General features: G+C 45.0%; 11 protein-coding genes, 1 pseudogene and 1 other annotated feature. Of the genes and pseudogenes, 4 read left to right on the forward strand and 8 right to left on the reverse strand.

Annotation, left to right across the window (positions count from 1 at the left end; all coding sequences use genetic code 11):
* Positions 1-6: 6 nt before the first annotated feature.
* Positions 7-241: a binding site (T-box leader), on the reverse strand.
* 237 nt (positions 242-478) lie between these two features.
* Complete coding sequence (locus ACFSVM_RS10645; protein ID WP_379261997.1) at positions 479-892, reverse strand: hypothetical protein; 414 nt, start codon at positions 890-892, stop codon at positions 479-481.
* A gap of 108 nt (positions 893-1,000) precedes the next feature.
* On the opposite strand from ACFSVM_RS10645, the gene ACFSVM_RS10650 reads away from it, so the two are divergent.
* Positions 1,001-1,894, forward strand: coding sequence for an AraC family transcriptional regulator (locus tag ACFSVM_RS10650; protein ID WP_379261999.1), 894 nt, complete (start codon positions 1,001-1,003; stop codon positions 1,892-1,894).
* Between the two features lie 26 nt (positions 1,895-1,920).
* On the opposite strand, the gene ACFSVM_RS10655 is transcribed toward ACFSVM_RS10650, so the two are convergent.
* Complete coding sequence (locus ACFSVM_RS10655) at positions 1,921-3,501, reverse strand: glycoside hydrolase family 2 TIM barrel-domain containing protein (protein WP_379262001.1); 1,581 nt, start codon at positions 3,499-3,501, stop codon at positions 1,921-1,923.
* Here ACFSVM_RS10655 and ACFSVM_RS10660 point away from each other — a divergent pair.
* From ACFSVM_RS10660 to ACFSVM_RS10670, 3 genes and pseudogenes are all read left to right on the forward strand, one after another.
* Positions 3,474-3,861: pseudogene (locus ACFSVM_RS10660) on the forward strand (carbohydrate ABC transporter permease); the annotation flags it as partial. The gene ACFSVM_RS10655 and the pseudogene ACFSVM_RS10660 overlap by 28 nt on opposite strands.
* Before the next feature lie 682 nt (positions 3,862-4,543).
* Positions 4,544-4,822, forward strand: coding sequence for a hypothetical protein (locus ACFSVM_RS10665; RefSeq protein ID WP_256702912.1), 279 nt, complete (start codon positions 4,544-4,546; stop codon positions 4,820-4,822).
* Positions 4,823-4,853: 31 nt separating this feature from the next.
* Positions 4,854-6,287, forward strand: a complete 1,434-nt coding sequence (locus tag ACFSVM_RS10670; RefSeq protein ID WP_379262003.1) for an exosporium glycoprotein BclB-related protein — start codon at positions 4,854-4,856, stop codon at positions 6,285-6,287.
* 242 nt (positions 6,288-6,529) lie between these two features.
* On the opposite strand, the gene ACFSVM_RS10675 is transcribed toward ACFSVM_RS10670, so the two are convergent.
* The 6 genes from ACFSVM_RS10675 to ACFSVM_RS10700 all read right to left on the reverse strand — a co-directional run bounded on the left by ACFSVM_RS10675 (position 6,530) and on the right by ACFSVM_RS10700 (position 15,332).
* A complete protein-coding gene (locus tag ACFSVM_RS10675) occupies positions 6,530-7,249 on the reverse strand; it encodes a CPBP family intramembrane glutamic endopeptidase (protein WP_379262005.1) in 720 nt (239 codons plus the stop codon).
* Positions 7,242-7,799 (reverse strand): PadR family transcriptional regulator, encoded by a 558-nt coding sequence (locus tag ACFSVM_RS10680; protein WP_379262007.1) that lies wholly within the window; start codon positions 7,797-7,799, stop codon positions 7,242-7,244. The genes ACFSVM_RS10675 and ACFSVM_RS10680 overlap by 8 nt, the downstream gene beginning before the upstream one ends.
* A gap of 166 nt (positions 7,800-7,965) precedes the next feature.
* Complete coding sequence (locus ACFSVM_RS10685) at positions 7,966-8,286, reverse strand: hypothetical protein (RefSeq protein WP_379262009.1); 321 nt, start codon at positions 8,284-8,286, stop codon at positions 7,966-7,968.
* A 93-nt stretch (positions 8,287-8,379) separates the two neighbouring features.
* Entirely contained in the window at positions 8,380-9,672 is a 1,293-nt protein-coding gene (locus tag ACFSVM_RS10690) for a cellulase-like family protein (protein WP_379262011.1), read from the reverse strand.
* 15 nt (positions 9,673-9,687) lie between these two features.
* Positions 9,688-12,003 carry a beta-galactosidase gene (locus ACFSVM_RS10695; protein ID WP_379262013.1) on the reverse strand — a complete coding sequence of 772 codons (2,316 nt, stop codon included), beginning with the start codon at positions 12,001-12,003 and terminating at the stop codon, positions 9,688-9,690.
* Complete coding sequence (locus ACFSVM_RS10700; protein WP_379262015.1) at positions 12,000-15,332, reverse strand: DUF5107 domain-containing protein; 3,333 nt, start codon at positions 15,330-15,332, stop codon at positions 12,000-12,002. The genes ACFSVM_RS10695 and ACFSVM_RS10700 overlap by 4 nt, the downstream gene beginning before the upstream one ends.
* Positions 15,333-15,408: the final 76 nt, after the last annotated feature.

Below are 15,408 nucleotides of genomic sequence, written 5' to 3' on the forward strand. Positions count from 1 at the left end.
CTCTGCAATAGAGACGAGGTTGAACCCGCGGTACCACTCTAATTTCATTACACTGGGGTGAAATGAACTCCTTCGATGGCCATCACCATCTATCCTTGTAACGGCGGAAACCCGGTTTCCCCTACATGTCAGGAAAACTGTTCATAGACGAGTTCAAAGCAATCGACACTGCCGTTTCGCAGCAACCAACGGCTCTCTGAAAGGTCTCATGGCTTCTACTAATTCTAATCAGCACATTTAAATGATTTGAAATTATTGGTAATTATATCTATAGGAATAACCTTTGTCAATTGTCAGTCTTCGATAACTTCATAAACCATGGTCCAGAAGCATTCGCAAACTTATATTTTGCCAGAATTTTATCCGGCTTTTCGCATCATCCCCAATATGCTAAATCCAAAGTTTCATCGTACGCTAGTCTAGTCCGGCGTTTGTTAAAATAGCTATGTATCCGTTTCTAAGATGAATTGTTTATTATCTAAATCCAAGGTATTCCAAATACATATGAATTCGTTCCTCTCGTTGCCATGTACTCAGGAGTTAGTAAGTATACATCTGCCTTCTCAAAAGGAATTACATCAAACGTGATTGGCCCATCGGATTTCTGTACAAAGATAAGATCTTTAAATTCTTTAATCACTTGTACAGATCCGTCGGTACTTAGCACAACATTGTACTTCCCTCTAAAGGTAACATCTCCTTCAGCTCCAAAAACACTCGGCGTTGTTATATGGCCGACTTCTTCTGTGCCTGTTGTAACAACGGAAAGAACTCCGTGATCTGTGTTAATTTGGGCTCGAACTGAGAGTTCTTCTTGGACTGTGTCAATTTCAATACTGTATCCATTATCCGGAAACTGGGATTTCAATTCACTTGATATATCAGTCTCCATTGATGGAGTATATTCTTGAAATTCACTTCCTTGAGTAACAGGGGCTGTCGGTTCATTGTATCCACATGTGATAATATTAATCAATATGCTTAGAGAAGAGGATACTTTATGATAGATACGGACCGGAAATTGAAGTCAGATGGATTTGAAGAGGAAAAGATTTTTATACAACCCGAATTTATGCTCAAAGAATTACAAAATAATGCATTAACAAGTCATTTCCATATAAGCGATATCGGCTTTTTCCCTGCGGCAAAATATCATTACAGACAAAGACCCAAGGGATCTCAATCTCATATCCTCATCTATTGTGTCAAGGGTGAAGGCTGGGTGGAAATCCATAAATCCGTTCAAATTCAGCCCAGACAGCTTATCGTTATTCCAGCGGAAATTCCGCATCGATATGGCGCATCTCATGAAAATCCTTGGACCATTTACTGGATGCACCTTACAGGGGCAGACGCAGAATCTCTTATCCGAACTTACTCTTTAGACGCGGGCCCTCTCCCTTTTACATTAAACTTGCATTCTAGGTGGATCGATGACTTTGAACAATGCTATGACATGTTATCAGATAAACCGTACGCCATGAACAATCAGATTTATGTGTCCCAGTGCATCCGGCACTTAATTAGTCATGTAGGATTCAGTTTAATGCATACACTTCAAGATAATAAAAGTGAACGTTATTTAGAACAGGCTGTACAATACATGACGGATCGGATGACTGAATCTCTGACGCTTCCAGAATTAGCACATCATTTAGGCTTATCCAAACAACATTTGATATACTTGTTCAACAAGGAAACAGGCGTGCCTCCCATTGAGTTCTATCTCAGACTCAAGATGCAGCGAGCTGGGCAAATGTTATCTTTATCGGATAAAAGCGTGAAGGAAATAGCCGGAGCTGTCGGTATAAAGGACCCTTATTATTTCTCAAGATTGTTCAAAAAAATAATGGGATGCTCGCCGACCGAATATCGGAGCATCCCAAAAGGTTGATCATAGTAAATAGTTAAGAGACTGTATTACTGAACTAAATGATGATCTGTAAAATGTCCTGTAAACTTGTTCAATGGACCGCTTGTTACCGAGAATCCGGTCGGTCTCTGAACATCTAGAATGAATTCTTCCGTTTCCATTGGAGGTATATCCCAAAAATGTAACACGCAATGCTCTCCAGGTTCTAATGCCGGAATATCTTTCTTGTAACTGTTACCAAATGGATCAGTAAGCTTAATTGTATATCCGGATATTCTGTAAGACGGAATGTCATTCGAAGTATCTATAACGACTGCCATACTTCCTTCTTTATTTTCTAAATTTATGGATACATTGATCGGTGAAGCCAACTGACGCAAGGTTTCATATGATGGCTTAGGCGTACCATCCAAATACATGGAACCGTGTACACGCTGTCGCAGTATGCCTTCACCGGCTTCACCCATCTGTGTCCGATAATCATTCAGACTAAAAAATATTAATGCAGCAATACCAGAGTGCTTCCGGTATTCCAGCGTGTTCTCTATTAGAATTTCCTTACGTCGTTCGTCACCTCCCGCATAAGCAGGTTCACATAGTCCATATTCGGCAACAATGATCGGTTTATTCTTGTAAGCTTCTGTAATCGTTTCGATTACAGCCGGTCTATCTAAATCCCCATGCCAAGTCCCAATATAATCATTCCACATAATAACATCACCTACACCGGCTGCGTCAGTAGAAGGATTTTCATGTACTGTATTGGAAACGTAGTTAATAAATCGGGTGTCATCCAAATCGCGGACAAGCGTCTTCAATTTTTCAAAATAACGAACTGTGATGGGAGATTGTCCATTTATCTCGTTACCCAGTCCCCATGCATAAATACATGGATGATGATAGTGTCGATTAATCATTTCACGGGCATGCTGCATAGACGTCTGAAGCCATTCGTCGTCTGGATCATACGGCGTTTGCCAATGCGGAATCTCTTCCTGTACCAATAGACCGTTGCGGTCACACCATTCTAGTAACTTGTTATCTTGCTGCCAATGAAAACGGGTAATTACGCAATTTGCTTCTTTCATATGTCGGAGCATTTCCTGAAGCTCGCTAAGCGTTTCAGCCATGCCTCGATCCGGATGAGATCCCGGCATCCATTCAACCCCCATAAGTCGGACGGGCTCTCGGTTGAGTAGCAATGTATGACCATCTGATCGAATTTCTCGGAAGCCGACCTCTATGGATTCCTCATCCGAAAGCGAATCATCCATGTACAAAGCAAGATTAACCTTATACAAATGAGGATGATCAAAATGCCAGAGCTTGGGGCTCTCCACCACCTTTAAATTATCAAAACGTAACATGCCTGCATTGCTAGCCAATTCCCATTTTTCTGAAATTATGGAGCCATCATCACTGGTTACTGTTACCATAAGCTTAAAAAGTGCTGTGGTTCGACTCCCCTGTTCTTCTTCCCATAAACGAATCTCCCCTGATAATAAACCGTACGAGCAGCTACGCCCATTTCTTTCATCACTAAATACAGGCACGGCCTGTATTTTGCTGTAATCGATTGCTCCGTGTCCGCTATCAGGGTATTCCGCCAAGCTTGGAGGAATCGGCACGAATTGACGGGGCAAATGATTGGGTCATTATGATCAGAATTATTATCCCTCTATCCCTGCCCGTCATTGCCGTTATGATCTTATGGTACGCTGTTGGACATTGGAATTCATATTTCAGTGCATTGATCTATTTACGTGATCGGGAATTATTCCCGCTTCAGCTAGTGCTTAGAGAAATTCTTATCTCCAACAGCACAGATAGTATGATGACTGGAGCATCTACAGGCGACCGCCTAGATATCGGGATAACAATAAAGTATGCGACGATTATTGTATCTACATTGCCAATCCTGGTCCTATATCCATTCTTGCAGAAGTACTTTGCGCACGGCGTTATGAATTGGTGCACTCAAAGAATAAAGGACGTGGACTTGAAGTGCCTGAACCCGATCAACGAGCTTCTTCCATTAATTATAACAAAGGCACATGCCATTCCCTCATAATCCATTCACTCGAGAAAACACAAAGAGCCGCCGACATGCGGCTCTTTGTTGTTACAAAAAATGCACACTAAAAAAATCAGTTGTCGAAAAAATTCGTAGGTTTGGTGTAATATATTAGGACCATAATCTGTGCGATCTTTATAAAGTCTTAACTGAATCTAAAGATTACATAAAATTTAAGCTTACATACTATATATAAGACATCAAGCTACAAGTAAGTTATACATAAAATAAGAAAAAGCAGCAAATATGCGGCTTTCGGGTCACCAACATTCTACCTAACGATCTCAGTAAACCAGCATGTTAGCTTAAGAAAAAAAGGAATCTGCTGCTCATAACATTTCCGGTTTTTGTTTAGCTTCAGCCCATGGTGTACAAGGGGATTGTTTTTTGTTAGTGCTTTAACTTGCCACCGTATTAGAGTCCACACCGCTGGTTTAGTGTTTGAATACTACTGTCTTGTGGCTCAATGCCAAATATTGCTCGAGTATTAGATCATAAAAGGTGGGATGGGTAAAATGGCGATTCAATCAACTGGGCCGATACTAAACATTCCCGTTTCGGGAGTTAGACCGACGCAACAGGTGACAATTAGATTGGTGAGTCGTGCTGCTATGGACACTCTAACCGTATCCGTGCAGGGATACGCGCTTAGTACAACAAGAACACTGTATATTAGTGAAGTCATCAGTATTGCACCTAATGAAGTAGTGACCAGAAATTATTATGCAGATTTGGATGCTTATGAGTTTGTTTTTGAAACAAACGCAGAAGGTGTGGAAGAAGTAGGTATTTCAGTGTGGGGCAAACAAGCGTCCGGACAATTGGTTGAAACACATCGTGTGGTGACGCACGAGAAGACAATAAAGAACATCTAGCGAATAAATCCTCAAAAAAGGAGATGTAGCGATGAGCTTTTTATCAACAGGACCGATTGAAAATAATGCGGTAAGCGGTGTAAGACCGACTCAGTCAGTTACTATCAGCATCGATAACCGCAGCGATTCGACAGCCTCATCTGTACAAATACAAGGGTATTACATGGATGGTGGAATAAGGACTTTGTATGTCAGTGAGTCAATTAACATTGAACCAAATCAAGTAATAACCAACAACTATTTTGCCAATTTTGATGCGTTCGAGTTTACTTTTACAACAACTGCGATGGTGAATGATCCTATACAAGTATCCGTATGGGGTAAGAGCAGCACAGGTTCCTTGGTAACAGCGCATCGTTTGGTCTCTTCCGAATTGCTTGGTGAAATCCCAAGCATCACCGGGGCCACCGGCGCAACCGGAGCTACGGGAGCGGCAGGCTTACCAGGTGCTACGGGTGTCACGGGCGCTACGGGTTCACCTGGTGCAACGGGCGCTACTGGAGACACTGGATCGCCAGGTGCAACAGGGGCCACCGGAGATACTGGATCACCAGGTGCAACGGGTGCCACCGGAGACACTGGATCACCAGGTGCAACGGGTGTCATTGGGGCTACTGGAGATACTGGACCAGCAGGCGCAACGGGTGTCACTGGGGCTACTGGATCAGCAGGTGCAACGGGTGCCACCGGAGACACAGGTTCAGCAGGTGCAACAGGTGTCACTGGGGCTACTGGATCGGCAGGTGCAACGGGTGCCACTGGAGATACTGGATCAGCAGGTGCAACGGGTGTCACTGGGGCTACTGGATCAGCAGGTGCAACGGGTGCCACCGGAGACACGGGTTCAGCAGGTGCAACAGGTGTCACCGGGGCTACGGGCGCAACAGGTGTCACGGGTGCCACGGGCTTAGCAGGAGTCACCGGGGCCACGGGTGCTGCAGGTTCTGGAGCCATCATTCCTTATGCATCAGGACTTCCTGTTGCGTTGACTACGGTATTGGGTGGACTTTTGAACACCTCAAGTTTAGTTGGTTTTGGCAACAGTGCTACTGGAATAAGTGTTAACGGAGGAATTATTGATCTCACCGGGGCTGCAGGAACTTTACTTAACTTTGCTTTCTCGGCATCCCGTGCAGGAACCATTACTTCACTGGCCGCTTATTTCAGTACGACAGCTGGACTTAGCTTGGTTGGATCTACAGTAACCATAACTGCTCAATTATTCCGTTCTACTACACCTGATAACACATTTACGGCTGTACCGGGTGCACTGGTAACCCTCGCTCCACCACTGACTGGCGTCTTGGCACTGGGCACGATATCCAGCGGATTAACTACAGGGCTCAGTATTCCGGTTGCCTCCAATGACCGACTGCTTATGGTTTTCTCAGCATCCGTAACGGCCGGAATTGATGTGGCTACAACCATTGCGGGATATGCAAGCGCAGGTCTTACAATCACTTAATGGCATTTCTTTTAATGTATCAAGGCAAGAAACAGGGACCCTCACCGAACTTAGTGAGAGGTCCTTGTTTATTTATAAACAAACCCGTTGAGCATAGTACTATTAGATCTGTTCGCAGGTTTCGTCTGAATGCAGCAACGCTTATAATATATACCTGCCCTAAGCTGGCACCTTTTTTGTAACTATTGAACCATCTGCTACAATGGAATGATTACCTTTTGAGATCTTCGGTATTGCAGTCATTATTTTATAAATAAAGCAGTGAAAATCACGACATCCTGTAAGAAATGAATCGTTAACGCCCAGAAGAATCCCTTCGTTTCTAACATCGATTTGGCCAAAAACCATCCGATAAAAGCAGCCATTAATACACCCGCTATTCCCCCTGGATTTCCGAAATAATGAACAATACCAAAGGTCAATGCTGCTAATCCCTGCGCTATATACGGTGAGAAGCCATATCTGCTAACGATGGATACAAATGAGAACCGGAAGATGATTTCTTCAGAAAAGGCATTCATAAGCGAAAAGATAAGAATGAATATAAATCCAGGATATAGCTCTAAACTTATGCTTTCCCCATACCCCAGTTGGAAGTAAATGACCACAGTGGTTACCAGTGTAATCACAATCGTGAAGTTAAAACCTAAGTTTTTCCATGACTCCGTTTCTTTTGGCTTAATTCCTATCCATGGTTCCGGCAGAATTATTCCATCTCGCCTTCTAAGATTTAAATACGTAAGACCTTCTTTACCCGCGATTCCGTATACAATACCTATAACGATAATAGCTAATGATAATACAGTAATTTGATAACTAATCTCCAGATTGTATACAGCTCTATCGAATATCTCAAATGCGAGGAGCGGACTACTTCTGAAACTTAGCAATAGAGGGGCACAAGCGGCAACCACGATGGTGATCAACAGGATGGGCATCCAGTTGCTACGTTTCTTACTCATCTATAGGCCTCCTGTGTGGATCGTTTAATATTGAAAGTGCGTGGTGACACCATTCGATGGTCATTTGCAGATATCGCTCACCATAGTCGAGAGTCAATAACCAGAGCTGGGCTTGTTTACGATCTGCTCCAGGAACACTCGCTTTGATTCCTGCAAGCATCGCTGTTAATCGCTCACTCGCCTCTAATTCTTCCTTCAGAAAAGTGACTAATTGGGGAACATTCCGTTCATCGGAGACGAAGAGCTTCATCAGTAATTCATTCCTCATCACAGGCTCCATCGGAGGTTGAGTTAACCAAGAATCAAGTTGATCACATCCCTCTTGCGTTATACCATAGACGATTTTGCGCCTACCTGTCTCTGCTTCTTCCACAACCGACACTAAACCCTCTAGCTCTAGTTGCTTAATGCTCTTATGAATATGTCCATAGGATTCGTTCCAAAATAGGCCGATGCTTTCCTTCGAGAATTTGACCAGTTCATAGGCGCTCATAGGTTTAATCCGAAGTAAGCCGAGAATCGCAAAATAGCTAGTATTGACTCTTTTCATATGCCCCTCCTCACACATCATATATCTTTAAGATATACAATTAACATATTATCCCACTGCATCAAAGATTACAATCCATAAAAAAAAGACCTATTCTGTATGAACAGGTCTACTTATACGTTTATACGTTGTGCCGAAACCGTTAATTAGTCATCTGACATCCGTTTCAGAAGCCTAACAGCTTAAAAATATATTCCTCCGTTGCTTTGCCAACCATCTCTTCCCAGCTATCAAATTTCGTTTGCTTCGATACATAAGCATCCAGCTCTTCTCGATGAATAGCTTCGAAATCCTCCTCTGTGTCAGCATTAAATCCGCTTCTATTGAAGAATTCATCTATACTCTCAAAATTTGTGAATCTCGTCATGAAATAAGAGTTAAACATTTCATCAAAAGAAACAGAGCGATTATTTTCAAGATTCCGAACATTTTCTTTAATTTCATTTAACCTGCTATTGCTTAACTCATCTATTCCGTCAATACTCATGAAGTCACCCCCTCCGGCTTCCAAAAACATTCGCCAAAGAGAGAGTTTATCCCTGCCAAGACGTTCAAGATGTTCAAGAGTATCTAACGAAATCTAACGGATTTCATTATATTCCATAATGAACCGGTTCCATTTCTGCTGCCAAGAGATGTCGTCCCAGAACGGATGATGCGGTGCGCAATTGGAGCATAGTGTCATTCCCCAGAAGCCAAGCTCCATTCCTTTGCGGATTGCATATTCGGCGATAAACTTCCCAACCGGCCCTTCTTCAAACCCTGCGTACAGCGGGGTATATCCAACGTATCCTTCTCCAATGACAACCGGAATACGGTTACGCCGTACCCAGTCATGAACTTCCTCAAATCGAAGATCCACTTTTTGCAGCATTGCGAGTTTATGTGCCGCATAGCGCTCATATAAGAACAAGTCCCACTTGTCTGGATCCGCCCAGTCATGCAGATAAATAAGCTTCATTCCGACCGGATTACCATCCATCCGCCATTCCTGTCCTACCGGAAGTGTCCATTCTTCAATGGGTGGAGCATCTTCTCTAAGCAATGACTGTACAAAAGGATTCGGAAACGACTTGTCCTCGTTCAGTCCGGCTAAGTCCATCAGCTCGTTCAGCACGCCTTTAATGTATAAATGAAAATGAGCGACCTGAAGGTTACGCGCAACATCGCTTTTTGGATAAGCTTCGTTCAGCGTATAGCTTGCGGTTATCAATAGATCAGGATGACATTCTCGTAGATAACCTACGGCCTCTTCAATGTATGGCTGCATCACTTCGACAAGTTCCGGCGTATTCGTATCTGATATCCCTTGGCTGGTTCCAATCGCTGTCAGTTGTCCGAACTCCACCTCATTATGCAGCTCTGCATAGACAATTTGGCTGCCATAGCCTTCCTTCTTAACGAATTGAATTAACTGATTCATCGAAGCAGCGATAGCCATGAACCGTTTCTCTGGCGGTATCGCAGCCAGCTCATCCCGCAGCTCGGGATGGGCTAGAAAGCTAGGGCTCTGTTGATACTCCCAGGAGGATAACATAATATAACAGTTATGAGCTTGTGCCTGCTTGAACAGCTCCAGCAGATGAGCATGACCGTCCAGCTCAGCTCCACCGCGGCAATTGTACCAGCGCGTGCGCTGACCGACTTTCCCTAGATTACCGAATTTCAATGGACCAGGACGCTTCCCTTCACTTGTGAACAGCATGAACGGCATAGCGCAGATCCGAATCGTGTTGTATCCCCGTTCCACCGCTTCTTTAAAACGCGCACTTAAGTCGTTATACGGCTCACCCGGCATCGTCATCGTATACCAAGAGAAATCCCACATTGTAATCGTGAGCTTCCGAGGCAGATTATTTCTAATCTTACTCATATTGATTTCACCTCCTTAACGATGAAATGAAAGAGACAAGGCTGCCTCATAAATCGGAGTCGCTTCGATATGAAGGAATTCAGCGATTTCCCTTCCTTCAAATCTTTCCACAAGCGCTTGATTAACAAAGGTATGAACTGTGCCTTCTCGCAGAGGCGTTATGGACAGTGTAAGAGAAGCGGATTCCAGCTCATTACGAAACTGTTTTAACCCAATAGGCCACGCCTCACCATATTGAATATGATCTGTAAGCAATTCATCCTTCAGATATGCTGCTGCTACATCGCCGCTGTAATCAATAGATAAGAACACGTCACCGATCTGCTCTGGCCAATCGGTATTTATTTGTAATACGGCATGCTTGTCGGATGGATAAGTGATCTCGACCATCGGACGATAAGAGGGTACGTTCACCTCAATTAGGTCAAAGCTGCCTAGAGAGGAAGAGCTAATAGAGCCAACCGTAGTTTGCAGATCAGACGATAATGCAGGATAGACGGCAACCTGCCAATGCTCTGCTCCTTCAGAGCTGCAGACGAGACGCCCGTTTTTTACATACAATCGGCTGCTGCTGACTATAAGCCTCTCTTGATCCCATAGGTCAAGCTTATACGTCTGAAGCGCCTCTTCCCTGGAGAATACTGCAATTTTAACGGTTTCTCCATTCGGCTTCAGAACATCGATCGTATATTCCTTGCCTACGGCAGGCCTTATAATCCAAACCGATTCCTCCTCAATTACTTGTCCGCCTTCTGCAGATATGCGAACTGCTGTCTGTTTATCCAATACGAGCTCTGGCTCAATGTCATTCAGTGCCTGAAAGACAACCAGCGGTGACGCTTCGTTATCCAGCTTGGTCAGCGGCTGTACGGTAGCGGTTACAATTCGGATGCCATGTATGGCCATATGAAACGGAAGGACCGCGCCCATCCCACGATTCATCGTAAGCGCGCCCTCACGAGGAAATGCAGCAATGCCTCTGCCCGTGACGAGCTCAATACGTACATCGGAATGTTCCTTCGTCTCCACGTGATCCTGAAAATTGTTCAAGAACAGAAAGCCGCTGCCATCCTTTTGTCGTACACACCAACGAATCGTTTCTATATCCTGAGGTAGGATTTCGGATTGACCTGGGGGCAGCTCCGTTCCAAGGGGGGCAATATTCTCGCCAAAGGCATCCAGCATGAGTGCAAGTGTCCGAATACGATCGTATGATTCTCCCACTCTGCCAAATTCACCTAGTGGAGACTGATAGTCATAAGAGATTTTGGGAAGTCCGTGTTCGTTTAAATACGTATGTTTACCCTTAGGATTCGATCCACCATGATACATATAATAGCCTAGAATATTGCTTCCGCTTGCCAGCTTCACCAGTGTCATCGCCTCCACGCTGTCTGGAGACACATTCGGCCGGGCCGTGTAGCTTACCTGCATTCCCCCAGCCATCTCACAGTATGCAACAGGATATTGGAGCGTATCATACCCCACGGGCTCCATAGGACTCTCATGTAAATCCCGATATATGTATTCTCCGCTAGGCGGCTGATTCGGAATCCACGGTGTATATGCATAACCAGCAAGCATCGGGAGCGTCCCGCTCTCCGGAACAGCAGCCCCGCCCCACGCTGTGGCCGTGAAGAACATCGGCTTCAAGCCTGCTTCCTCAGCGAGCCTGCGGAGCTCAGCAAGGTGCTGATTGCCTTCTTTTCCTGCGCTCAGAAACACGCCTGTCTTATATCCCCATGCGTCTAGTGGAGCTCCGGCATGCATATATTCATTCTCCAGCTGGATCCCGATAATCGGTCCGCCCTCCTGAAACAAGGTGCCTTTCACCTGCTTCGCGATTTCACGATACAGCCTGCGCGCTAGTGCTATATACTGAGGGTCGTTCGAGCGGACTTCAAGCGGCTTGTGAAACACCCAATCCGGTATCCCCCCATTACGCACTTCACCATGGCAAAAAGGACCAATCCGGATGATGAGCGGTAATCCGATTTTTGAACACAAGTCAATGAAATGGCGTAAATCACGCTGGCCTCCCCATTCGAAGACACCTTCCTCCTCTTCGTGGTGGTTCCAGAACACATAGGTCGCGACGATGTTTATGCCGCCTGCCTTCATCTTAAGCAGCTCCTCCTCCCAGTGAAGAGAGGAGAAACGCGAGAAATGAAATTCACCGACAACAGGTATAGCCGGTCGCCCGTCTTTTGTCATATAGTAATTCGTAAAACCAAAACTCTCACCCTTGGGATTAATTCCCTTGCAATCTCCCAGCCTGCCTGAATGGATCGGCTTCGCTTCCGATTTAAGCTTGAGTGTAAGCAGTTTCATATATTTACCTCCCCATGGAACAATACTCCTTGATGGTTGGGATCCAGCTCCAGCACCTTCCGGAAATCCTCGGCTGCTTCTGGTACCCTATTCAATCCTAGTAAGCCTAATGCTCTCATATATCGGCAATGAATGACATTGCGCCGGTTCAGATCATCATCAAAGACTAGAAAGTCAGGCAGCGAAACGGCAAAGTAATCGATCTTCACATCATCAAACAAATGCTTCTCTGCATAATCAATCAGCTTATGAAACCGCCGTGCAGCCTCTTTAACATTTCCGAGCTTATTCCACGCCAGTCCTTGATAATAAATCATTTCTGGCGGTTGATCATTATAATACATCGCACTCGCAGGCTCATCGAGGCCATAAGATGCAGCAGCAAAAGCTTCTTTCGCTTCCTTAGTCAAGCCAAGGGATTCATAGGCACATCCTAGATAATAATAAATGTGGTTTTCTTGAGCACCAGCTAATTTGCCCTCTCCTAGGTTAAGAGGATAGACGGTTGCCTCTCTCAGAGTCTCTACTGCTTTCACATATTGTCCGTCGGCGATTGCCTTTTTGGCTAGTTCCACCTTTGCCAGTACATATTGCCCGGTAACTTTACCTTCACCACCTTCCCAAGGATGGAAGGTTCGTTCCTCGATCAGTCTTAGTGCATCCTCATGCCGTTTGAGCGTATTGTGCAGTGTAACAAATTCCAAATATAAATCGTCCCGCTGAACGACGAGTTCTGTATTCGCGTTCATTAATTCCAGTCTAATATCTGGCGGAGTGTTCAGCTTCTTGTGCAGCTGGTCGAGCTCATAGAATACGCGGGCATCACCGGGATTACGAGCAAATGCCTTCTTCAATGAATCGAGAGCCTCGTCTGGTTGATCCAGCTTATTGTAGTAAGCAAGGGCCAAATTTCGGTGCACAACAGAATAGCTGTCGTCCAGTTCACGAGAAGTCTCCCAGCACAATATCGCTTCCCTGTGGCGTTTTTTATCATATAATAGATTTCCCAAGTAATAATGAGCTTTGGCATCGTTAGGACGGACTTGAACAGCGAAATTTAGTACATCGAACTCAAACAGACTGTTAGGGAAGCAATAATCCGGTGTTGCTGCTGCGGCAGATGTTAACGCCAAACTCATTTCTTCCTCCATTGCAAGCTTCTCGTATAAGTATGCCTTAGTGTAATGTATCATAGGATACAGGGCTGCCTTTTCTGGTGCACCGTTTACGATTACAGCTGCTTCTGAATACATCCCCGCCGCCGCGTAATCTGATGCCAATGCCAAATAATTGTGGACTTCGTCCCGCATCAGCTTATGGTATTCTTCCTTGACTGCTGCTGCCTCGGCTTCTCGGCCAAGCGCTTCTAATGACAAGTACTTCTCAAAGTAAGCGCCAAAATCAGCTATATCAATGGCGATGGTGCTGTCTAACCAAGTTATTGCAGATTCCAGTCGTCCCAGCTTACGAAGCAAAATAGATTTCAAATTCCTTGCTTTAAAATGATGTGCATTACGTACAAGTGCACGCTCTACCAGCTCCAATGCTTCAACGTACTCCCCTGCCTCGGATGCGATCTGAGCGAGTGAAAAATAGCCAACATCCTGCCATGCGGAAGACCATACCGATTTGTAAAATGCAGCATATGCCTCCTGCTTGCGGCCTTGAGCTTGGAGAGATAAGCCAAGCATATAATATGCTTCACTATCGTATGGATTGGGATTTAACCAGGTCAATGATAATACTGCCTTTTGAAAATGCTGTTCACTCTTCTCGTACTCGCCTCTGCGAAGTAACAAGGTACCGTAAGCGACATTTATCCGAATATCATTTTTGTCCCGCTTCAATCCCTCCAAATAATAAGCTTCCGGCTCAAATGTTGCATGCCTATATTGCTCTAGATGAAGGCCTGCCAAGTACAGCTGCTCATTGGTTTTCAGCTCTTCAGGCTCTGGAAGCGCTCGTGCAGCATCAGGGATTTGCTCGATCTCGGCCTTATGAGGCTGGTAACTCACCAGCCTGCGGCCAGTGCCATCCATAACGGAAGCGACTAGGTCATATTCTTCAACGTCTGGAGGAATTGGCACCTCCTTCATAAAGGTAACAGAAGGTGACAAATCCACTGTCTCTAGCAAATACGTCCCTTTGCTGCTCCTTAACTCAATGCTTGCCCCTTTCTGTTCCGAAGTGACATAGACCTGTATCGTTGCAATCCCTCGATTACGATCGGTTTCTAAGTTGAGCGCTGCATGAATGGAAGCGTTTTTAATTAGTCCAATATTTTTATAAGGCATAAAATATTGTGTGAACGACTTTTCCTCATATGGCGCCAGCCAAGTAAAGTCTGGCTGATTATCTGTGAATACGCCGGTCATCAGCTCGATATAAGGTCCGTCCTCATCCGTCAGGTTACGGTCCCATGCTTGCCCGAATTCACCGTTGCCCCATGTCCACTGCTTCTTGCCCGGTGAAATATGGTGATTAGCCACGTGCAGCAGACCAGCCTTCAATTTATGGTCATAGCCCCCAACGAAATCGTAATTCGATTTGTAAGCCATATAAGAGGTCGGCACCGGAATGTTCTTGTAGCGTGAAATGTCCACACCTTCTGAATAATCCATCTTGTAATAAGTGCCCATTGCAATCGGAAAACGAGACACATCCCTCTTACCGTGGTCAAACACGGCGTTAACATCTGGAGGAAATACCGACTGTGTATGCTCATTCACCGCTACTGCCGGATTGGCCCACCAGAGAAAGGTTTGCGGAAGGCTCGTTCGATTATATAAGATAGCTTTGATTTCAATGTAAGCTTTATCTGGATGTAGTGTAAATCCGGTGGTAACCTTCGTACCATACATTCGATCGATTTCACTTACCCACGCGGTCGCACTTCCACTCTCGCACTCCTCCAGCTTCAACTCTACGGGTCCGAACGTGTTCGGACGGTGATGCTGCGGCCAGTTGAATTCAATTCCACCCGAGATCCACGGACCTGCTAATCCTACCAGTGCCGGCTTGATTACCTGATTATGATAGACGAAATCGTAATTGTTCGTTTTGTCCACGGCACGGTATATTCGTCCGCCAAGCTCTGGCATCACCTCAACTCGCAGATACTCATTTTCTAGGATGATCATCCGGTACTCCTGAATTTTCTTCTGATTTTCGATCTTATCGATGACAGGATACGGATACACGCGGCCAGAGCTGCCCTGATATACTCTTTTTTCTAAAAACATCGGATTCTTATCCGGTTTACCCACGCCATATGTAGGAATTTGCACGATCGTTTCCCGTACGGACGCCTTTAATACTCTAGTACTCAACTCAATCACTCCTTTGGTCCTTCTTAAGCTGCTTACATGTCTTAGCTCAAGATTACAGGGTTCAAAGCCAGCGGAC

The sequence above is a fragment of the Paenibacillus shunpengii genome (assembly GCF_042684905.1).
Taxonomy (GTDB): Bacteria; Bacillota; Bacilli; order Paenibacillales; family Paenibacillaceae; genus Paenibacillus; species Paenibacillus shunpengii.